The organism is Arthrobacter sp. NPDC056886 (assembly GCF_042788715.1).
Classification (GTDB): Bacteria; Actinomycetota; Actinomycetes; order Actinomycetales; family Micrococcaceae; genus Arthrobacter.
In genome coordinates this window covers 139016-158632 of the sequence record NZ_JBHUBT010000013.1, presented here as the reverse complement: position 1 = coordinate 158632, position 19617 = coordinate 139016, and the positions used below count along the sequence as shown (strand labels likewise).

The window sequence follows — 19617 nt, the reverse complement described above, 5'->3', positions numbered from 1 at the left end:
CCTTTCAAAGGTGGCCGGCCCGCGCTTTTGCTTGCTGGCGTATCTGCCGCAGAGGTCGGTCTTAGGCCAGGTGCCGTTCCTCGACGCCGTTGTACTCGCTCAACGGACGGATCAGGGAGTTCGAATCCAGCTGCTCCATGATGTGCGCCGTCCAGCCGGTGATGCGGCTGGCGACGAACAGGGGAGTGAACGTCGCGGTGTCGAAGCCCATGAGGTGGTAGGTGGGTCCGGTCGGATAGTCGAGGTTCGGTTTGATCCCCTTCGCCTCGTCCATCGCCGTCTCGAGCCCGTTGTAGAGGCCCAGCAGCTCGGGCCGGCCGTAGTGCGCGATCATCTTGTCCAGGGCCGACTTCATAGTGGGGACGCGGGAATCGCCGTGCTTGTAGACGCGGTGGCCGAAGCCCATGACCTTCTTCTTGTGGGCCAGGGCGTTTTCCATCCAGGCCTTGGCCCGGACGTGAGCGTCCTCCAGTGACTCTTCCGGCCTGATGCCGATCTCGTCAAAGGTGTGCATGACGGCCTCGTTCGCGCCGCCGTGGAGCGGGCCTTTGAGGGCGCCGATGGCGCCGGTCACGGCCGAGTGCAGGTCCGAGAGCGTGGAGGTGATCACCCGGGCCGTAAAGGTGGAGGCATTGAAGGAGTGCTCGGCGTACAAAATCATGGAGACGTTGAACGCGTCCACCACTTCGGGGACGGCCTCCTCACCGAAGGTCATCCAGAGGAAGTTGGCGTCGTAGCCCAGATCCTCGCGGGGCTCCACCACATCCTGGCCGTGGCGGCGGCGCTGGTCGTAGGCCACGACGGCGGGCATCGCGGCGAACAGGTCAACGGCCTTGGCCAGGTTGGCTTCGCGCGAGGAATCCTCCGCCAAGGGGTGCCGGGCACCCATGACCGAGGTGGCGGTGCGGCAGACATCCATGGGGTGCGCGGTGATGGGCAGCGCGTCGATCACCTGTTTGACCACGGGATCCAGGGCGCGGCCGGCACGTTCCCGGGCCGTGAACTCCGCTAACTGGTCCGTGGTGGGCAGCTCGCCGTTCCAGAGCAGGTAGGCGACCTCCTCGAAGCTGCACTTGGCGGCCAGTTCCTGCACAGGGTACCCGCGATACAGCAGCGAGTTGGTGTCCGGGTTGACCTTGGAGACCGCGGTGTAGTCAACCACGACGCCGGCGAGGCCCTTTTTGATGTCCTGTTCAGCCATGCTGAAACTCCTTTGTCTCTGACGCCTGTACCGGCACGAGCCGGTGGTTCTGTGTGGGCTTACTTACCGGGAATTTGGAAATTAAACACCCCGGTGTCGAAACGGTTGTAAGCCTCATAGTCAACAAGATCGTACAAACGCGCACGGGTCAGCATGCTCCCAACCTGTGCCTCCTGGGTTCCGTCGGCCTTAATCGATTCCAGAGTACGCTCCGCAGCGCCCATGGCACTACGGAGCAGCGTCACCGGATAGATCACCATATTGACGCCGACGCCGGCCAGTTCCTCCACGGTGAACAGGGCACTTTGGCCGAATTCGGTCATGTTGGCCAGGATCGGGACGTCGACGGCGTCGCGGATGGCCTGGAACTCGCTCAGGTCCTTCATTGCCTCGGGGAAGATCGCGTCCGCACCGGCCTCGACCAGGGCCCGGGCACGCTCCTGGGTGGCCTGCAGGCCGTCTGTGGCGCGGATGTCGGTGCGGGCCATGATCAGGAAGTTCGGGTCGCGCCTGGCATCGGCCGCGGCCCGGATCCGCTTGGTGGCCGTGTCCAGGTCCACCACGTTCTTGCCGTCGAGGTGGCCGCAGCGCTTGGGGTTGAACTGGTCCTCGATGTGGCAGCCGGCCAGGCCGGCGTTCTCGAGCTCCTGGACCGAACGGGCCACGTTCATGGGCTCGCCGAAGCCGGTGTCGGCGTCGACGATTGCCGGGAGGTCCGTCATCCGGGCGATCTGCCCGGCGCGGGTGGCCACCTCGGTGAGGGTGGTCAGGCCTATGTCCGGCAGGCCGAGGTCGTTGGCGAGGACGGCGCCGGAAATGTACACCCCGGCGAAGCCCTTCTCCTCGATCAGCCGCGCCGAGAGCGGGTTGAACGCGCCGGGGAACTGGGCGATGGTGCCGGAGGCGAGGATTTCGCGGAACCGGATCCGCTTCTGCTCCGGCGTGACCTTCGAATACAACATTAGAAGAGTCCCTTCGGGGCGGCGGCGAGGTCGATCACGCCGTCGGCCGCCTGGATGTTCAGCTGGTCCAGCTCGCCGGCGGCGAGCTTGGGGAGCCGGGCGGCAGCGGCGAGGAAGCGCTCGATCTCCTCGTCGGCCACGAGGCCGGCGGCGAGGGTGCGGAACTTGTTGACGTACTGCTCCCGCGCGAACGGGCGGGCGCCCAGCGGGTGGGCATCGGCCACCGCGATGTCGTCGGTGATCACGGTGCCGTCCTTGAGCGTGATCTCCACAGTGCCGCCGAAGGCCTTCTCGGCGATGTCCAGGGAGTGGTAGCGCCGGGTCCATTCCGGGTCCTCGACCGTGCTGACCTTGTGCCAGAGTTCCACAGTGTCGGGGCGGGCGGCGCGTTCCGGGGCGTAGGAGTCCACGTGGTGCCAGCGGCCGTCCTGCAGGGCGACGGTGAAGATATACGGGATCGAGTGGTCCAGCGTCTCGCGGCTGGCCGTGGGATCGTACTTCTGCGGGTCGTTGGCGCCGGAGCCGATCACGTAGTGGGTGTGGTGGCTGGTCTTGATCAGCACGGAATCGACGTTGGCCGGATCCGTGACCTCGGGGTGTTCGCCGTTGAGCTTGCGGGCGAGGTCGATCCACGCCTGGGCCTGGTATTCGGCCGAGTGCTCCTTGGTGTACGTGTCCATGATGGCCCGCTTAGCCTCGCCAGCTTCGGGCAGCGGCACGGTGTAGGAGGCGTCCGGACCGTCCAGCATCCAGGCGATCACGCCGTCTTCGCCTTCGTAGATCGGCACCGGGGAGGTCTGGCCGCGCATCGCACGGTCCGCTGATTCGACGGCCATCTTGCCGGCGAACGCGGGGGCGTGGGCCTTCCAAGTGGAGATTTCGCCCTTGCGGGATTGCCGGGTGGCGGTGGTGGTGTGCAGGGCCTGGCCGACGGACTGGAAGATGGTCTCGACGTCGAGCCCCAGCAAGGTGCCGATGCCGGCGGCGGCGGACGGGCCGAGGTGCGCCACGTGATCGATCTTGTGCTTGTGCAGGCAGATGGCCTTGACCAGGTTGACCTGGATCTCGTAGCCGGTGGCGATGCCGCGGATCAGGTCCTGGCCGCTGGAACCGACGTGCTGGCCGACGGCCAGGATCGGGGGGATGTTGTCGCCCGGGTGCGAGTAGTCCGCGGCCAGGAAGGTGTCGTGGTAGTCGAGTTCGCGGACCGCGACGCCGTTGGCCCAGGCGGCCCATTCGGGGGAGACTCGTTCCTCGATGCCGAAGACCTTGGAGCCCTTGCCGCCGGTGCTGGGGCCGTGGGTGAGGGACTGGGCCCGGGCCGCGACGATCGGGGCACGGTTCAGCGACGCGATTGCCACCGAGGCGTTGTCGATGATCCGGTTGATCACCATGTCGGTGACCTCATCGGTGACATCCACGGGATCCGCGGCCACTTTGGCGATCTTGTAGGCGAGCTGGTCCTCGCGGCCCAGGTTTTCCTCGCTCTTGTAAACGCGGACGTGGTGTTCCTTAACCATGGTGCTCCCTTTGCTGAGGTGTATGGGTGGCTTTGACGTGCGAAAGACTGCGGTGCAGGTGAAGCGTGGTGGCGGCCTCGGCCAGCCGCGGGTTGCCGGCGGCGATCGCCTCGGCGATGGCGGCGTGCTCGGCGGCAGCGGCGGTGAGCCGTGCGGCGTCGTCCGCTGCCAGGCGCCGGACGCGCACCAGGTGGACGCGGAGGCTGCGCATGGCCTGGACGAGGTAGGCGTTGGAGATTGCGGCGTCAATGGCCGTGTCCAGCCGTCCAACCAGGGCGTAGTAGTCGTGCAGGGCCGGATCCGGGCCGCCGATCAGGTCCGGGGCCTTGAGCAGTTCCCGCCGGAGTTGTTCGAACGTAGCGGGTTCTCCGCGCTCGGCGGCCAGGGCGGCTGCCCTGCCTTCGAGGGTTTCGCGCAGTTCAAACAGTTCGTCGATGTCGTCCAGGGAAATGTCGGTCACGACGACGCCGCGGCCCCCCGTCGTCGTCAGGCCCTCTGCGGTGAGCCGGCTCAGGGCCTCCCGCAGCGGCGTGCGGGAGATGCCGAGGCGCTCCGACTGTTCGACTTCCGCGAGCACGGTTCCGGGCAGGAGGCGCCATTCGATGATGTCGTCGCGCAGGGCCGCGTAGGCCTTGTCGCTGGCGCGCATCCTGCCTCCTTCGGTGGTGGCTCTGTAACGATGGAACAGCAACAGTGTATACACGCGCGGCTGATTTGCCCAGCAATTTAGGCCATTAGTGCTGAAACGGAGGGGCTGTGTATACAGAATCTCTTGAAACGCCGGTCCGCCCCGGTCTACTCTGTCTATCATCGGTTGCATCACAACGTCGTGGACAGGATGTACGTCATGGTCACCAAGAGCTACCAGGCCGCCTACGAGCGGAGCCTGGATCATCCCGCAGAGTTCTGGCTGGAGGCCGCGGACGGGATCTCCTGGCAGACGCCACCGCGGCGGGCCCTTGATTCCGGCCGTGCACCGCTCTACGACTGGTTTCCGGACGGAGTCCTGAACACGTCCTATAACGCCCTCGACCGGCACGTCGCCCAGGGCAGGGGTGCGCAGGACGCCCTGGTCTACGACTCCGCGATGTTGGGCACGCAGCAGAGCTACACGTATGCAGAACTGACAGACCTGGTGGCCCGGTTCGCCGGAGTCCTGCGCCGCAGCGGCGTCGGCAAGGGCGACCGCGTGGTGATTTACATGCCGATGATCCCCGAGGCCGTGGTCGCGATGCTGGCCACCGCACGGCTCGGCGCCGTGCACTCGGTAGTCTTTGGCGGGTTCGCCCCCAAGGAGCTCGCCGCCCGCATCCGCGACGCCGCCCCCGCCGCGGTGGTGACGGCGTCCGGCGGCATCGAGCCATCGCGCCGGATTGAATACCTGCCGGCCGTCGCCGAGGCGCTGGGCCTCGCCGGCGCCCCGGACACCCCAGTGCTGGTCAAGGCCAGGGAAGGCTTCGGCACCACCGTGGCGTCCATGGCGGCCGAACAGCCCGGCTGGCTCGACTGGGACGCCGAGATGGCCTCCGCCGAGTCTGCCGCGCCGGTGGATGTCACAGCCACGGATCCGCTGTATATCCTCTACACCTCCGGCACCACCGGGGCGCCGAAGGGCGTGGTGCGGGACAACGGCGGCCATGCCGTGGCCCTGAAGTGGACCATGGAAAATATCTACGACGTCGGCCCCGGGGACGTCATGTGGACCGCCTCGGATGTCGGCTGGGTGGTGGGCCACTCCTACATTGTGTACGGGCCGCTGCTGGCCGGCGCCACCACGGTGCTGTACGAAGGCAAACCGGTGGGGACGCCCGACGCCGGGGCGTTCTGGCGGGTCATCCAGGACCACAAGGTCAATGTGCTGTTCACCGCGCCCACCGCGCTGCGTGCCATCCGGAAAGCCGACCCCGAGGGCCAGTTCCTGGACAAGTACGAAATTTCCAGCCTGCGCACCCTGTTCGCGGCCGGCGAGCGGCTGGATACCGACACCTTCCACTGGGCCTCCCGGGTCCTCGGCGTTCCGGTGGTCGATCACTGGTGGCAGACGGAGACAGGCTGGGCCATCTGCGCCAACCCCCGCGGCCTCGACGGGCTGCCGATCAAGGCCGGCTCGCCGAGCGTCCCGATGCCCGGCTTCCGGCTCAACATCGTCGACGGCGCGGGCGGGGACGTCGAGGCGGGCACGGAAGGCAACATCGTCCTGGGCCTGCCCCTGCCGCCCGGCACCCTGACCACGCTGTGGCGCAACGACGAACGCTACATTTCCTCTTACCTGCAGGCATTTGAGGGTTACTACGCCACGGGCGACTCCGGCTACCGGGACAAGGACGGCTATGTCTTTGTCATGGGCCGCACCGACGACATCATTAACGTCGCCGGACACCGGCTCTCCACCGGCGCCATGGAACAAGTGATCGGCCAGCACCCGGCAGTGGCCGAATGCGCGGTGATCGGACTCGCCGATCCGCTCAAGGGCCAGCGTCCCAGCGGCTACGTGGTCCTCAAATCCGGGGTGGACATTGAAGAGGACATCCTGGCCAAGGATCTGATCGCCCTGGTCCGGCGCGACATCGGGGCCGTGGCGGATTTCAAGCACGTCACGGTGGTGGAGGCGCTGCCCAAGACCCGGTCCGGAAAGATCCTGCGCAAGACCATGCGCCAGATCGCCGACGGAGACGACTACGTGGTGCCGTCTACGATCGAGGATGCCGGCGTGATCGACCGGCTGCTCGAAACCCTGCGCCCCGCCGCTCCGGAGTAGCCTGCCAACGCCGCGTCGCAGCGCCGCGTCACGCAGGGCAGGCTTTCGGACCCCTCCGCTGGGCCTCCATTGGGCCTCGGGGATGCACGACGGCGGGGATCCGCCGTCGTGCCGGATGGGGCCATCCCGAAACTCGGCGCTGCGTGACGCCCGACGGGGGAGCCACCCACTGCCGGCGCGCGGCTGGGTCTACTGCTGGGGCCGCGGCCGAGTCCAGCGGTATTCGTTCTCCGGCCGGCCCGGGGCGCCATAGCGTGCGGCGCGGGAAACCGTTCCGGCGTCGGCGAGGTATTCGAGGTAGCGCCGGGCGGTGACCCGGGACATCCCGAGCGCCTCCATGACCTCGCTGGCCGAGACCGCCCCGTCCTGCTCCTTGATGTAGTCCTGGACGGACTCCAGCGTGGACACCGCCAGCCCCTTGGGCAGCGACACCTCGGAGGGGGCGCGCAGGCTGGCGAAGGCCTGGTCCACATCGCTTTGGGACGCCCGGGCCCCCGCGACGCCGGTCACCGGCGAAGCCAGTTGCTCGCGGAACTGCCGGTAGCTGGCGAGTTTGTCCGCGAACGTTGCGTAGGTGAACGGCTTGATCAGGTACTGGACCACGCCGGTGGCCACCGCGCTGCGGACGATGTTCAGTTCCCGCACGGCGGTGATGGCGATGATGTCCGCGAAGAGCCCGGCCGCCCGCATCCGGCGGGCGATGTCCAGCCCGTGCAGGTCTGGGAGGTTCATGTCCAGCAGCACCAGCTCCACCGGGTTGCCCGCCGCCGCGAAGTCCGTGAGCAGGCGCAGGGCAGACTGCCCGTCCGGCGCGGATCCTGCCAAAGTGAAACCGTCCAGCCTCTCAATGTAGGCGGCGTGCGCTGCGGCGGCGATGGGCTCGTCTTCGACGACGAGCACCCGGATGTCGCTCATGGCTGTCCCTCTTTTGTGACCGGCAGGGTTGTGGTCGGCAGTGTGACGCGGAACAGCGCCCCGGCCGGGCTGGTGATTGTCATGGTACCGCCCAGCCGCTGCACGGCCTGGCGGACCAGGGCCAGCCCGAGGCCGCGCCCGAAAGGCCCAGGTGCCTTGGTGCTGAAGCCGTGGCGGAAGACGTCGTCCACGGCCGCGGGGTCGATCCCGGGCCCGCTGTCTTCCACGGTGATTTCGAGGGCGGACCCGGTGGTCTCGACAGTCAGCTCCACGAGCCGGGGCGCCGGCGCTTCGGCCGCGGCGTCGATCGCGTTGTCCAGCAGGTTCCCGAGGATGGCCACAAGGTCCTGCACGGCCAGTCCGGTCACCGCCGTCGAGCCGGAAGTGTTCAGGATCAGTTCGACGCCGCGTTCGTGCGCCTCGGCTGCCTTGCCCATGATCAGGGCGCCGAGCACGGGTTCCTCGATGGAACTGACAAGGTCGTCCGTCAGCCGCTGGCTCAGTTCCATGTCCTTCGTGGCGAAGTCCAGCGCCTCGGGCGCCCGGCCCAGTTCCATGAGCGAGACGATCGTGTGGAGGCGGTTGGCGTGCTCGTGGGTCTGGGCCCGAAGGGCGTCCGAGAGCGTGCGCATGGTTTCGAGTTCGCTGCCGAGGGATTCGATTTCGGTGCGGTCGCGGATGGTGGCCACAGTGCCGTAAACAGGAGTGCCGTGGGCAGGTGCTCCTGAGACGGCAGCCCCGGAAGCCGCTCCCCGCTGGCGGCCTGCAGTGGATGCAGGGCCCACCGCAGGGCCCTGGTTGACCACCAGGACCCGGGACCCGGTCAGATGGATCTCGTCGAGCGCCGTCCGCCCGGATTCGAAGAGTTCCTTCAGGCTGGGTGCCAGCGGCAAGTCCGCGAGGGAGGGCGCCGTCTGGCGCCCGCCTGTGGCGCCGTTGGCGGCCGTACTGGCAGCATCCGTCCCGGCAGCGGCAGCGCCGTCGGCCGACTGCTTCGGCAATCCCAGCAGGTCGGCGGCCTGATCGTTGTACATCACCACTTTGCCCTGCGGGTCGATGAGGATCACGCCCTCACGCACAGAATGCAGCACAGATTCGTAGTACGCGAAGAGCTGGCCCAGCTGTTCGGGTCCCCAGCCGCGGGTCACCCGGCGCAGATACCGTCCCAGGAGCCAGGATGCAAGCGAACCACCTACCAGCAGCGCCAGGGCGATCGCCAGCACCGCCGGCAGCCGGCCGGAGACCGCCACATCCACCGTCCGGACCGTCACGCCCGCGGCCACCAGCGCCCGCACCTTGCCGTCCGCACCTTTGACCGGGGCGATGGTGCGCACGGACGGGCCGAGGGTGCCGGCCGTGACCTCCGTGAAAACCCGGCCGTTGAGGGCTGCGTCGATGGAACCGATATACGGCTTGCCCAGTTCCTCATTGCGCGGATGGGTCCACCGCGTCCGGTCCGGGGCCATGATCGTGACGAAATCCGCGCCGGCGTCGTTCATGACCTTCAGGGCGTATGGCTGGAGCAGGGCTGACGGGTCGGCGGCGCTCGCCGCCTGCAGGACGAAGGGAGCGTCGGCCACCGTGGTGGCAATGCCTGCCATCCGGCGTCCGGCCTCGTCATAGGCCTGATCGCGTGCATCGACGAACGTGGCCGTGCCCACGATGGCCGTCAACGCCACGATGAACAGCAGATTGGCCGCAAACAGCCTGCGGGCGATGCTCCAGCGGTGGATCATCAACACCTTCCATGACCAATATGAACGCAAGGGTGATGCGCGTCACCTTGTCATCAATGATGGTGGTACACGCAAGAACGGACCGAGCGGACCACAGAGTGGGCCTCACGAAAGTCCAGCCTATCCAAGGAGAAACACCATGGCCTCTCAACGAGGAGAGTCGGCAGCACCGGCCGCAACGCTGGCCAAGAAGCGCAAGGGACTGGACAAGTCCCACTACCTTTACATTGCAGTCATCGTCGCCGTCATTGCAGGTGCCGTTATCGGTCTGATGTTCCCCGAGGTCGGCAAGTCCCTCAAGCCGCTGGGCGACGGCTTCATAAAACTCATCAAGATGATGATCGCGCCCGTGATCTTCTGCACGATCGTGCTGGGCATCGGCTCCATCGCCAAGGCCGCCACGGTAGGCAAGGTCGGCGGCCTGGCGCTCGGCTACTTCGTCGTCATGTCCACCTTTGCCCTGGCGATCGGCCTTGTGGTGGGCAACCTGATCCACCCGGGCGAGGGCCTCAAGCTCGCCCCCTACGATCCCAACAAGAAGGCGGCGGTCGACAGCACCGTTGACTTCCTGCTCGGCATCATCCCGGGCGACATTCCCGTGCTGCCGACTCTCCTCGCCGCGATCCTGGTCGGCTTCGCCCTGCAGAAGATGGGCCCGCAGGGAGCCCCGATCCTCAAGGCCGTGGGCTACGGACAGGCCCTGGTGTTCCGCATCCTCATCATGATCATGTGGCTGGCCCCCGTCGGAGCCTTCGGTGCGATCGCCGCCGTCGTCGGTGCCACCGGCTTCCAGGCCATCATCAGCATGGCCACTCTGATGGGCGCCTTCTACATCACCTGCGCCCTGTTCATCGTCGTGATCCTCGGCGGCCTGCTCAAGGTGGTCGCCGGCGTCAGCATCTTCAAGCTCATGAAGTACCTGGGCCGCGAATACCTGCTGATCTTCTCCACCTCTTCCTCCGAAGCCGCGCTGCCCCGCCTGATCGCGAAGATGGAACACCTCGGCGTGTCCAAGCCGGTGGTCGGCGTCACCGTCCCCACGGGCTATTCCTTCAACCTGGACGGCACCGCCATCTACCTGACCATGGCCGCGCTCTTCGTCGCCAACGCCATGGGCACGCCGCTGGACCTTGGCGCCCAGGTTTCCCTGCTGGTCTTCATGATCATCGCCTCCAAGGGTGCCGCCGGCGTTACCGGCGCCGGCCTGGCCACGCTGGCCGCCGGACTCCAGGCGCATGCACCTCAGCTGCTGGGCGGCGTGGGCATGATCGTCGGCATCGACCGGTTCATGTCCGAGGCTCGCGCCCTGACCAACTTCACCGGCAATGCCGTCGCCACGGTGCTGATCGGCACCTGGGTCAAGGAGATCGACGGCGGACGCGTGGACCGTGTCCTCGCCGGTGCCGAGCCGTTCGACGAAGAGACCATGCTCGCCGGCCACAGCGGTGTACAGGACGCCGTCGAAGAACCGGCGCAGCCGGTCCTGGCGCACGCCTGAACCCCACCCTTCAACCCAAGCCCGAACTCCGGCCCTAGCCGGACCGGACCCACCACCGCTACATGACGCCCGGAGCGCCCGGCAGCCAAGCTGCCGGGCGTTCCGGCGTTCGGTTCAGCCCTCGTCCGCGCCGAATGGGGTGACCACCGTCCGGCGGGGCGTCCCGGCGTCGTCGTAGTTCAGGGTGCTGACACGGACGCCGTACAGGGCCGAGAGCTGCGCATCGGCGAGGAGCGGGCCGGCAGGACCGGTCACCACACCCTCGGCGCCCATGAGGACCACCGAGTCTGCCAGGAACAGGGCATGGTCCGGGTGATGGGTGCTCACCAGCAGCGACATCCCGGTCCGCACGAGTTCCCTCAGGAGCTGCAGGACCCGGACCTGGTTTTTCAGGTCCAGCCCGGTGGACGGCTCGTCCAGGACAAGGAGCCGCGAACCGCCCGCGACGGCCCGCGCAATGAGGACCAGCTGCTGCTCGCCCCCGCTCAGGGTGGGAAACAGCCGGTCGGCCAGGGCGGCGATCCCCACCCGGTCCATGGCCTGGAGCGCGGCAGCCCTGTCCCGGCTGCCGGGGGAGCGGAAGACGCCGATGTGGCGGGCACGGCCCATGACCACCATGTCCAGGGCCGAGTAGCCGAACGTGCTGCCGCGGGCCTGGGGAACGTAGCCGGCCGTCTCGGACCTGCGCACCGCCCCTTCCTGGACGGCCAGCAGGCCGGCCGCGCAGCGCACCAGTGTCGTTTTGCCGCTGCCGTTGGGTCCCAGGACCGCAGTCACGGTGCCCGGCGGCACCGAGAAGCTCAGATCCTTGAACACCCAGTTCTGCGGTGAATAGCCAAACCCGGCCCCGCGCAGCTCAAGCACCGTCCCAGATCCTCTCCCGGTTCCGGCGCAACAGCACGAAGAAGACCGGTGCCCCGATCAGTGCGGTGAGGACGCCCAGCGGGATTTCGCCGGCCGTGGCGGTGCGGGCGATGGTGTCGATGGCGACGAGGTACGCCCCGCCCAGCAGGAATGAGACCGGCAGCAGGACCCGGTGGTCCGGGCCCACCCACATCCGCGCCAGGTGCGGGATGACCAGCCCCACCCAACTGATGACGCCGCTGACGGCCACAGCCCCGGCCACCATGAGGGCCACGGCGGAGAGGACCGTCCAGCGCAGCGGCCGCGGCCGGAGCCCCAGAGCCGTGGCGTCGTCGTCGCCGAGCGAGAGGATATTGACCCGCCACCGCAGCGCCAGCAGGACGACGCCGCCGGCAGCGATCGGAATGAAAGCCACCAGCACCTTCGCCCAGGTGGCGGTGGCGACACTGCCAAGCAACCAGAAGACGATCGCGGGAAGGGTGGTGAACGGGTCCGCCAGATACGTCACCAGCGCCACCAAGGCGGAGAAGAACGACGCCGTGACGATGCCCCCGAGGACGACCATGAGGATGTGCGCTCCGCCCCGGCCGGAGGTGATGAGGAAGACGATGGCCAGTGCCAGCAACCCGAAGCCGAACGATCCGCCGACGAGGGCCAGGGGACCCAGGCCCAGCAGCAGGGCCAGGGCACCCCCGAAGGAGGCCCCGGATGAAACGCCGATGACCTCCGGGCTGACCAGGGGATTGCGGAACACGGCCTGCAGCGCGGCCCCGCCGATTGCGAGGCCACCACCGACCAGCGTGGCCAGCAGGACCCTGGGCAACCTGACCAGCAGCACCACGTTTTCCTCGGCCGCGGGCAGGTTTGATCCGATCGGAAACACCCGGGAGGCCAGGATTTCCGCGACATGGGGGAGGGACACGTTGTAGCGGCCGCTGGCGAGTGCGAGCGCCGACACGGCCGCCAAGAGGGCCAGGGCGAGCAGGCATGGCCCGAGAACCTGGCGCAGCCCCGGTCCCCGGCGGCCGTCAAGGTAACCCGTGGTCAGAGGCTGGGCCTCACGAAGCATCGAACTGCCGGTAGTTGGCCGAGGCGCCATTGACGTCAGTCCACAGGATCTTGTCCATCTCCGGCGCTGTTGGCCGGTGACGGTACAGGAAATCGAAGTAGTCGCTGGTCTCGTCCCGCAACGCGGACCGGTTGCCGGAGGGGAAACTGATGTCGCTAAGCCAGCGCCACATGAGCGGCGATTCCTGGCTGGGGGGATCCCAGCGGTATCCGCCCAGCGGGACCTTGTAGACACGCTGGGAACGCACGGCGGACACGCTTTGCCACACCGGGTTGCCGTAGAGGTCCCCGGGCATCGCTTCGTCGAAGTTCCCGAGCAGGATGACCTCCGGATTCCAGGCCAGGACCTGTTCGACGTCCACGCCCACCATGCCCTTGCCCTGGAGCCCCTGCGGGCCAGTTGCCGGATTGTGTGCGCCGACGAGCTTGATGTAGTAGTCGTTGTAGCTGCCGTTTCCGGCAACCTTGAGCCCGCCACTGAACCTGTTGAAGTAGATGATGCCCGGGCCGCCGGTGCCGCGGGAGGCGGCCTCGGCCTGAATGGATTTCTGGTGCTCGTCACTGCGCGCCTTCATCTGCACAGCCCGGTCCGGCTGCCCCAGCATCGTCGCGAAGAACGCGGTCCAGGTGTCCACATCCTGCTGCGTCCCGGAATTCGTGATTCCCAGGACTTTCATTCCTGCCTGTTCCAGCGGAGCTGTCAGTTGCGGATCGCTCCACTGGACCACGACGTCGGGGTTCAGCGCCCGGATGCTCTCGACATTGGGGGTGAAATCGGTCGTGGCGATGTCGTGCGGAATATTCAGGGCCTCCGGGTACATGGTGCCCATGATGCCGTCGCGCATGGCGACCCAGGAGGCGTTGTGCATCCCGGCAAGATGGCTTGCGCCCTCGTCGACGGCGACCAGCAGGGAAGCGGCCGGCATGGGGATGGTCACCACACGGGTGACCGGGCGGTCGAAACTCAGCACGGTCCCGCGCTGGTCCGTTACCTGGATCCCGGCCGAACCGGAGGCGGAACCCGGTGGTGAGGTACCTACCGGCGGCGTGGACTGTGGCGACGAGTTTCCCGGGGCACAGGAAGCAACGAACAGCGCCCCTCCACCGTAGAGGGCCGCTGCCAGTACTGATCGTCGGTTGGCTTCGGGGATGTTCATCGGCCTACCTCCCGGGAAGGACCGCACAGGGGCGGCCATTCGCTCCGCGCCGGCAACACCAATGATCCCGGGACGGCATTCCCTCACAGCATCTGCCGAATGCGCAGGGGTGTCAATCCGTGCAATGCGGGCATTGTTAGCGATCCGGCGGCGGTGCTAGCCTCACATTTATCCCCTGTGAAACGAGGCCACGGGATGCAAGTCAACGGCGCTCAACTCTTTGTCCGGTACGCATATCCGCCGAATTCTCGGGGCAGTTGCGGGCCGCCTGACAGCGACGCGCTGCTGCACTACGGCCAGTCCGGGGTGACCGACGCGGGCCTGCGCGAACTTGCCAAGGGGTTCGCCGGTGCGTGGCCGTACCTGGAGCTCATCGCCGGTGCCACAGGCAACCCGGACCCGCTTGATTACGGGGTAGTGGAGGCCTACTGGGTGGGAAACGCTCTGCTGGACTCCGTGGGTGTGCGCAGCATCGGCAATTCCATGGAGGACAGGTTCCGCGCACGGACCGGCCATCAGTTTCCGCACCTGATGGAAGGGGTCATCGCCGGCGGCGTGCCGCACCACAGCTTCCATGTGCTGGAAATCTATCCGTGGCTCGGACTCCTGCGCGATGATCGACGCTCATCCACGGCACTGAACGTCCTGGACCAGTGCCGCATCCGGTGGGGCGAAGTGGTGGCCGTCGAAGGGGACAACGCCCTGGTGCGCTCACGGCCCCTGGTCTGGGACGGAATTGCGCTCTCGCTCGGCGGGCCGGTGGTCGAGACGGCCAGGTACGCCGTGGCCGGGACCGGGTTCATCGCCGACCTCGCGGCGGGCGACATGGTGTCCCTCCATTGGGACTGGGTATGCGACCGCTTGACGCCCGGCCAGCTCCACCGGCTCCAGCACTACTTTGCCCGCCACCTCAAGATCGCCAATTCCGGCGTGGAGCACCGCGGCGCCGCGATTGCCCTGGAATAGTGATTTCCGGACTGTGAATCCCGGACAGTGAATCCCGGACAGTGAGCCCCGGACAGTGATCGGGGTAAGGCTACGGGACGGTGTCAGTAGGATCCGGTGTCAGTAGGGTCCGGGGTCAGTAGGGTCCGGGCCCCGGCCCATGAGCTCCAGTCCGGTCATCGCACTGTCGGCGCCATCCTGGTCCACACGCTCCAGCGCGAAGCCCATGTGGATCAGGACCCACGTGCCGCTCTCCAACGGACCGTCGTCGAGGAGCCCGATGTTGATCTTTCGCTGCACGCCTGCCACATCCACGAGGGCCAGCTGCCCGTTATAGCCGTCGATCACTTCGATGATCCGGCCTGGTATTCCCAAGCACATCCGCGCTTCCTCCTCAGCCCGTTCTTCTCACCCTGCGGCATCTGGGCCCGCGCTCGCGGTCGCTGCGTCCGCGGACGATATGCGGGCCGTGACCAGGGTGCGCACTGCCTCCACGGCCGCGGGGACGGCACGGGACACTTCCTCGGACAGCTCCATGCCGTCGTCTGTTCGGCCCGCGATGCAACCCACGAGGTAGGTCTCCGGCAGCGATCCGCCCAGGATGCGGAGGCGGCGCAGGACGGCCAGGGGGTCCATGCCATGCGGATCGAACCCCGGGTTGACCGGCAGTCCGGCCGGCGTCAACAGGCCGCCGGGTTCCAGATCCTCCGCCCGGATCTTCAGGATCCGGAGCGTACCGGCGCTGGTGCTCCCGTCCGCCGGGGCCGGAAGCACATCCACGAGCACCAGCGCATCCACCCCGTCCAGGAGATCGTAAGCAAGGTGCAGCCCGCGGACCCCGTAGTCCCGCACCTGCACCTGCTCAGGCGCCCAGCCGGGCAGGCCGGACACCTCCTCCGCCAGGCGGCGGGCGACGGCCGGTCCGAATCCGTCGTCGCTCAGGAACACGTTCCCCACGCCGGCCACGAGAACCCCGCTCACATCGGGCCTCACATCCTGGAAATTCGCACGTAGCGCTTGATGTCAGGAATCGAACGGAGTCCGACGACGGCTGCTGCCAGGCCCGCGGCCAGCAGGAGCACGACGGTCATGATGCCCAGACCTTTCATGATGATGGTTCCTTTCCGTTATCCAGGGGCGCCGCCGCGGCGAGCGGCACGAGCTCCTCGGGGGCGAAATACAGGTATCGGCCGTACCATTCCTGCAGTTCGGCCGCCGGGTCGGCCTCGAGGACCACCGCGACGTGTGTTCCGCCGTCGACGTCGAAGTGGACTCCTGTGACGCGCCCCGATTTCCCGGCGAAGAAGAGGTCCTGGGCATCGGCGCGGCGCAGCGGAACAACCCGCACCCGGCTGCCGCGAGAGACCGGGACGCCGTCGATGAAGACGGTGTCCGATTCCGGATCGACGGCGGCGTCCCGGGCCGGATCCCACCACGGCGTGTCGGCGCCGGTAGTCTCGTCGCCAGTCTCGTCAGTGGTCTCGTCGGTGGTCTCATCATCAGCGCCGTCGCCCGGAATGGAGAATTCGGGGACGGAAAATTCCGCATCTGAATACTCCGGGACCGCAAAGCCGGGGAAGTCTCCGTACCCGGACGTTCCGGGTCCACCGGGCGACCCGGCGTGCGGGTTCCGCAGGATGCCGTGCAACTGCTGCAGCTCCTCGGCTGTCATGTTCTCGCAGCGTTCGATGATCGCCGCCGCCCGGGCATCGGTTGACCGGGCCTCCGCCTTTTCCTCATCTGTCAGCGTGAGCACCCGAAGGGTGAGGATTTCATCGATCTCCGTCGCATCGAACAGCTCCACGCTGCTCTCCGGCGCCACCGCGGGATGGTCATAAAGGATGATCGGGGACAGCAACAGGACGTCGCGCTGCCCCTCGGGACCGGCGAGCACGGGCCAGCACCGATGCTGGCGACATGAAGCCGCCGCCGCTGCCGCCCACTCCGGCGGATCGATCACCGACAGGAAGTCGGCATCGTGGACCGCGAGCAGGACATGGGCCCCGATGAACGAGTGTTCGATCGCGGAACGCTTGTCCGCGGTGGCTGCCGCCGTGTTTTCGACCGTGACCTTGAGCCGCCACAGGGGACCGTGGGCCGCCATGTCCGCGCCGCCGGCAGCGGCCGGCACCTGCGCCGCCATCTGCGTCGGCACTTGCGTTGCCACCAGGCGCAGCTCGCCGCGGAGCTGCCGACGCCGCCGCACCAGCCTGCCGGCTGTGCCGCCGTCGGCATCCAGCACGGGCTCGATGGCCTCGGTCGCCGGGACGTTGACCGGCGCGCGCACGCCCGCGGCAAGCTGGCCCAGGCTGTACGGCCCGAGCGTGATCTCCGTATCCGTTGCCTCATCCCAGCTGAGCCACCGGGACGCGCCGACGACCAGTTCTTCGATGGGCGTGAAGCCGCCGTCATCCGCGTGCTCGGCGGACCGTGTCTGCAGGTGGAGGAAGCGCAGATGGACGTCCACCCGGGCTGCGGGTCCCGGCTCGAGGAGGCAGTCCGCTGCCATGTCCGGCTCTTCACCGGCGCCCGCGGCTGCCGCGCCCGGTGGCCCGAGCACCCCAAACTGCCAGCGCACCTGGTTCTTGGCGGACGAGGCGCGGTACGGGTACAGGAGGTAGCCCTCGTAGAGGACGGCGTCGGCGACGGCGCGTGCCAGGCTGAGGCCGGCGTTCACGGTACCGGGTCACCCGCCCCGGCCAGCAGACCTTCGATGGCGGCCTCCCAGGATGTGAGGCCGTGGACCGCCTTGTATTTGGCCAGGGCCGCCAGGACGTCGCGGTCCAGACGGATCCATCCCTGGTTCGGGAAGTACGCGTCCATCAGCGCGCGCCAGGCCGCCACGGGCAGGGCGTACCGCGCTTCCCGGTCCCAAGGGATCTGCTCGACGCCGAAGCCCGCCGCGCCCCGGGTGAAGACTGTCCCGGAGAAGAGGAACTCCAGCGGAACGGTCCCGTCCCGCAGGGAGTTCAGGTACTTCGCTGCGGAGACCTCGAAATCGAAGGTGCAGGGGAGCGGGAGATCAACGTCAACGCTGTCCGCAAATCCCTGGACCAGGACGCCGCTGTGCATCCACATGAAGGGCTTGAGGGTGGTGGGCCACCGTCCGCGGTTGCCGAAGAGTTCCAGCAGCCCGGCTTCCTCATCGGCGTCGTAACGGCGGCGCTGGGCCAGGATCCGCACCTGGCAACGCAGGGCCATGGCGTGGATGGCGGCGCCGCTTCGCTCCTGGATCCGCAGGCGCGCGGTCAGCTGGGGCGCGGCCGCGTAGGGCTCCGGGGCGATGTCCAGCACGCTGAATTCGAGGTCAACCATGCCGTCCCTCCGGGTCTGCCTTGGCAGGAACAGGGGCGGGCCGGCTGCGGCTGCTGATCCGCTCGAAGAAGTCGGCGAGTTCCTGGCGGGACTCCTGGCCGCCGTCAAAGCCCTTCCACACCCGACGCAGGCGGCCCACCAGCTCGTAGCAGGCATCGATGGGGACCAGATGGCAGTCCGCCCGCTCCCGGTCGGGGCCGGGGGAGCGGATCAGCAGGGCCTCCGTATCGGGGGCGAGCACGGTGATGGCCGGGTTGGCGGCCTGGACCGATGCCCAGGCGTCCAGGGGAAGTTCCGACTCCGTGGCGCCCGCCGGGCTCGGATAGAAGGCAGCGGTCCGGCCGAGTGTGGAGTTGAAGAAGAAGAATGCCAGTCCCACCGGGATTTCCAGCTCGTCCCATTGGGCTGGGCCGAGTTCGAAGGGCTCGAAGGAAAAGTAGCGGTCAGGGACGGAACGGTAGCGCAGATGGGCCGACGAGTCCGTGAACAGCAGATAGCAGGGCCTGCACGCGCACAGCAGGGATCGGCTCTCCAGGTCCACCACGTGCTGGTGGGCCTCAGCGATGGGCTCAGCGCACATCTCGCAGCGCTCGCCGACAGGCTGGGCGGGGCGGGTGGAGGCTATCCTGCGCAGCATGGAGAGCGCCGACGCGCTGCTGACCCCGGCGCCGCTGATCCCGGCACTGCCGGGGCCGGACCCGCTGGTCACAGCGGCTCCGCCGTGGTGGGGACGGCCACGGAGGGAACACCGTCGCGGAGCAGCAGTGGAAGGGGATCAAGGTGCAGCGCCTTGTCCTCGAGGCAGGCCCCGGCCTTCCGGACGTCGAAGTGGCTGCGGCAGTGCGGGCAGCGCAAGAGGCCGCCGCCTACCGGGGCGGCCAGCGCCCGCTGCAGCGAGGCGCCGGGCATGGAGTGGGTGCAACGAGGGCAGCGGTCCACAAAGGCGTAGACGTCCGGGCCGATCCTGCACGTGAGCACCTCGACGCCCGCCACCAGGAAGCCCGCGACGCCTCCCGACTCCAGCTCAGCGAGGGCAGGGACCGCCTGCCACGTGCCGGACGCCGGTGTGGCGGCTCCATGGGCCGTCCAGTCCGGCGCGCCGGGTGCGCCGCCGTCGGACGGGCCGCCCAGCCCCTCCAGCCTCGAGCGCAAGGCGCCGACCGGGATCAGGGCAGGAACGGCAGCGGGGGCCGCCTCCTCCACCTCGATGCCGGTCACCTCGGGCGCCGCGGTTTCAATTGCGTCCTCGACGGCGAGTTTGAGGGTGACCGACGACGACGGGCAGCCCTGGCAGCTGCCCAGCAGCCTCAGCCGGACCACGCCTTCTTCGCTGATGCCGAGCAGTTCCACGTCCCCGCCGTGCGAGCCGAGGTAGGGCCGGACGGAGTCGAGGGCTCCCGTGACCCTCCCGGGCAGGTCCACGGGGTGCAACCCGTGGATCAGCAGCAGGCCTGACACCAACGGGTCGGACGTGAGGGCGGACACCGTTCCCGGCCCGAGTACACCCTGCGAATCCAGCACCTGCAGGATTCGTTCCAGCCCCGCACCGTACAGCTCCGTTACGTGCCGGACCAGTTCCTCTGCCCGGTCCCGGGCCACAGGACCGCCGGAACCTAGCGCATCGAGGAGGGAACTGATCCGTTCACCTGCCGAGCCCAACAGATTCTCCCGGTCCATG

At 67.9% G+C, this 19617-nt stretch carries 19 protein-coding genes; 3 read left to right on the top strand and 16 right to left on the bottom strand.

Annotated features, from left to right (window positions below):
* Positions 1 to 61: 61 nt before the first annotated feature.
* The 4 genes from ACFRJ8_RS20620 to ACFRJ8_RS20605 are packed head-to-tail and all read right to left on the bottom strand — an operon-like array spanning position 62 to position 4332.
* A complete protein-coding gene (locus tag ACFRJ8_RS20620) occupies positions 62 to 1201 on the bottom strand; it encodes a bifunctional 2-methylcitrate synthase/citrate synthase (RefSeq protein WP_377988223.1) in 1140 nt (379 codons plus the stop codon).
* A gap of 59 nt (positions 1202 to 1260) precedes the next feature.
* On the bottom strand, positions 1261 to 2163 hold the full coding sequence (prpB, locus tag ACFRJ8_RS20615) for a methylisocitrate lyase (RefSeq protein ID WP_377988222.1): 903 nt from the start codon (positions 2161 to 2163) through the stop codon (positions 1261 to 1263).
* Positions 2163 to 3683 (bottom strand): MmgE/PrpD family protein, encoded by a 1521-nt coding sequence (locus ACFRJ8_RS20610; protein WP_377988221.1) that lies wholly within the window; start codon positions 3681 to 3683, stop codon positions 2163 to 2165. Before ACFRJ8_RS20610 ends, prpB begins: the two co-directional genes overlap by 1 nt.
* A complete protein-coding gene (locus ACFRJ8_RS20605; protein ID WP_377988220.1) occupies positions 3676 to 4332 on the bottom strand; it encodes a GntR family transcriptional regulator in 657 nt (218 codons plus the stop codon). The genes ACFRJ8_RS20610 and ACFRJ8_RS20605 overlap by 8 nt, the downstream gene beginning before the upstream one ends.
* A gap of 198 nt (positions 4333 to 4530) precedes the next feature.
* Between ACFRJ8_RS20605 and ACFRJ8_RS20600 the strand changes: the two genes are divergently transcribed.
* Entirely contained in the window at positions 4531 to 6441 is a 1911-nt protein-coding gene (locus ACFRJ8_RS20600) for an AMP-binding protein (RefSeq protein ID WP_377988219.1), read from the top strand.
* Positions 6442 to 6630: 189 nt separating this feature from the next.
* Here the strand turns inward: ACFRJ8_RS20600 and ACFRJ8_RS20595 are convergent, their stop codons facing one another.
* Complete coding sequence (locus tag ACFRJ8_RS20595) at positions 6631 to 7356, bottom strand: response regulator (protein WP_377988218.1); 726 nt, start codon at positions 7354 to 7356, stop codon at positions 6631 to 6633.
* A complete protein-coding gene (locus ACFRJ8_RS20590) occupies positions 7353 to 9092 on the bottom strand; it encodes an ATP-binding protein (protein ID WP_377988217.1) in 1740 nt (579 codons plus the stop codon). Before ACFRJ8_RS20590 ends, ACFRJ8_RS20595 begins: the two co-directional genes overlap by 4 nt.
* A gap of 139 nt (positions 9093 to 9231) precedes the next feature.
* Between ACFRJ8_RS20590 and ACFRJ8_RS20585 the strand changes: the two genes are divergently transcribed.
* The gene (locus tag ACFRJ8_RS20585; protein ID WP_377988216.1) at positions 9232 to 10590 is read left to right on the top strand and encodes a cation:dicarboxylate symporter family transporter; all 1359 of its coding nucleotides are present in this window, start codon (positions 9232 to 9234) and stop codon (positions 10588 to 10590) included.
* 114 nt (positions 10591 to 10704) lie between these two features.
* Here ACFRJ8_RS20585 and ACFRJ8_RS20580 read toward each other — a convergent pair whose 3' ends face one another.
* Genes ACFRJ8_RS20580 through ACFRJ8_RS20570 form a run of 3 tightly spaced genes read right to left on the bottom strand, consistent with a single transcriptional unit; the run spans position 10705 to position 13679 of the window.
* Positions 10705 to 11454 (bottom strand): ABC transporter ATP-binding protein, encoded by a 750-nt coding sequence (locus ACFRJ8_RS20580; protein WP_377988215.1) that lies wholly within the window; start codon positions 11452 to 11454, stop codon positions 10705 to 10707.
* A complete protein-coding gene (locus tag ACFRJ8_RS20575) occupies positions 11447 to 12523 on the bottom strand; it encodes a FecCD family ABC transporter permease (protein ID WP_377988214.1) in 1077 nt (358 codons plus the stop codon). The genes ACFRJ8_RS20580 and ACFRJ8_RS20575 overlap by 8 nt, the downstream gene beginning before the upstream one ends.
* Positions 12513 to 13679 carry an ABC transporter substrate-binding protein gene (locus ACFRJ8_RS20570; RefSeq protein WP_377988213.1) on the bottom strand — a complete coding sequence of 389 codons (1167 nt, stop codon included), beginning with the start codon at positions 13677 to 13679 and terminating at the stop codon, positions 12513 to 12515. The genes ACFRJ8_RS20575 and ACFRJ8_RS20570 overlap by 11 nt, the downstream gene beginning before the upstream one ends.
* Positions 13680 to 13874: 195 nt before the next feature.
* On the opposite strand from ACFRJ8_RS20570, the gene ACFRJ8_RS20565 reads away from it, so the two are divergent.
* Entirely contained in the window at positions 13875 to 14645 is a 771-nt protein-coding gene (locus tag ACFRJ8_RS20565) for a DUF6390 family protein (protein WP_377988212.1), read from the top strand.
* A gap of 99 nt (positions 14646 to 14744) precedes the next feature.
* On the opposite strand, the gene ACFRJ8_RS20560 is transcribed toward ACFRJ8_RS20565, so the two are convergent.
* From ACFRJ8_RS20560 to ACFRJ8_RS20530, 7 genes are read right to left on the bottom strand one after another with little or no spacing between them, the layout of a single operon-like run.
* Entirely contained in the window at positions 14745 to 15005 is a 261-nt protein-coding gene (locus ACFRJ8_RS20560) for a HypC/HybG/HupF family hydrogenase formation chaperone (RefSeq protein WP_377988211.1), read from the bottom strand.
* A gap of 27 nt (positions 15006 to 15032) precedes the next feature.
* The gene (locus tag ACFRJ8_RS20555) at positions 15033 to 15605 is read right to left on the bottom strand and encodes a hydrogenase maturation protease (protein WP_377988210.1); all 573 of its coding nucleotides are present in this window, start codon (positions 15603 to 15605) and stop codon (positions 15033 to 15035) included.
* Between the two features lie 8 nt (positions 15606 to 15613).
* Entirely contained in the window at positions 15614 to 15733 is a 120-nt protein-coding gene (locus ACFRJ8_RS20550; protein WP_377988209.1) for a DUF6893 family small protein, read from the bottom strand.
* Positions 15730 to 17301 (bottom strand): hypothetical protein, encoded by a 1572-nt coding sequence (locus ACFRJ8_RS20545; RefSeq protein WP_377988208.1) that lies wholly within the window; start codon positions 17299 to 17301, stop codon positions 15730 to 15732. Before ACFRJ8_RS20545 ends, ACFRJ8_RS20550 begins: the two co-directional genes overlap by 4 nt.
* A complete protein-coding gene (locus tag ACFRJ8_RS20540) occupies positions 17298 to 17939 on the bottom strand; it encodes a DUF6084 family protein (RefSeq protein WP_377988207.1) in 642 nt (213 codons plus the stop codon). The genes ACFRJ8_RS20545 and ACFRJ8_RS20540 overlap by 4 nt, the downstream gene beginning before the upstream one ends.
* Positions 17932 to 18648: a DUF5947 family protein gene (locus tag ACFRJ8_RS20535; RefSeq protein WP_377988206.1), complete on the bottom strand. Its 717-nt coding sequence runs from the start codon at positions 18646 to 18648 to the stop codon at positions 17932 to 17934. The genes ACFRJ8_RS20540 and ACFRJ8_RS20535 overlap by 8 nt, the downstream gene beginning before the upstream one ends.
* Positions 18645 to 19616, bottom strand: a complete 972-nt coding sequence (locus tag ACFRJ8_RS20530) for a NifU family protein (RefSeq protein WP_377988205.1) — start codon at positions 19614 to 19616, stop codon at positions 18645 to 18647. Before ACFRJ8_RS20530 ends, ACFRJ8_RS20535 begins: the two co-directional genes overlap by 4 nt.
* Between the last annotated feature and the right edge of the window lies 1 nt (position 19617).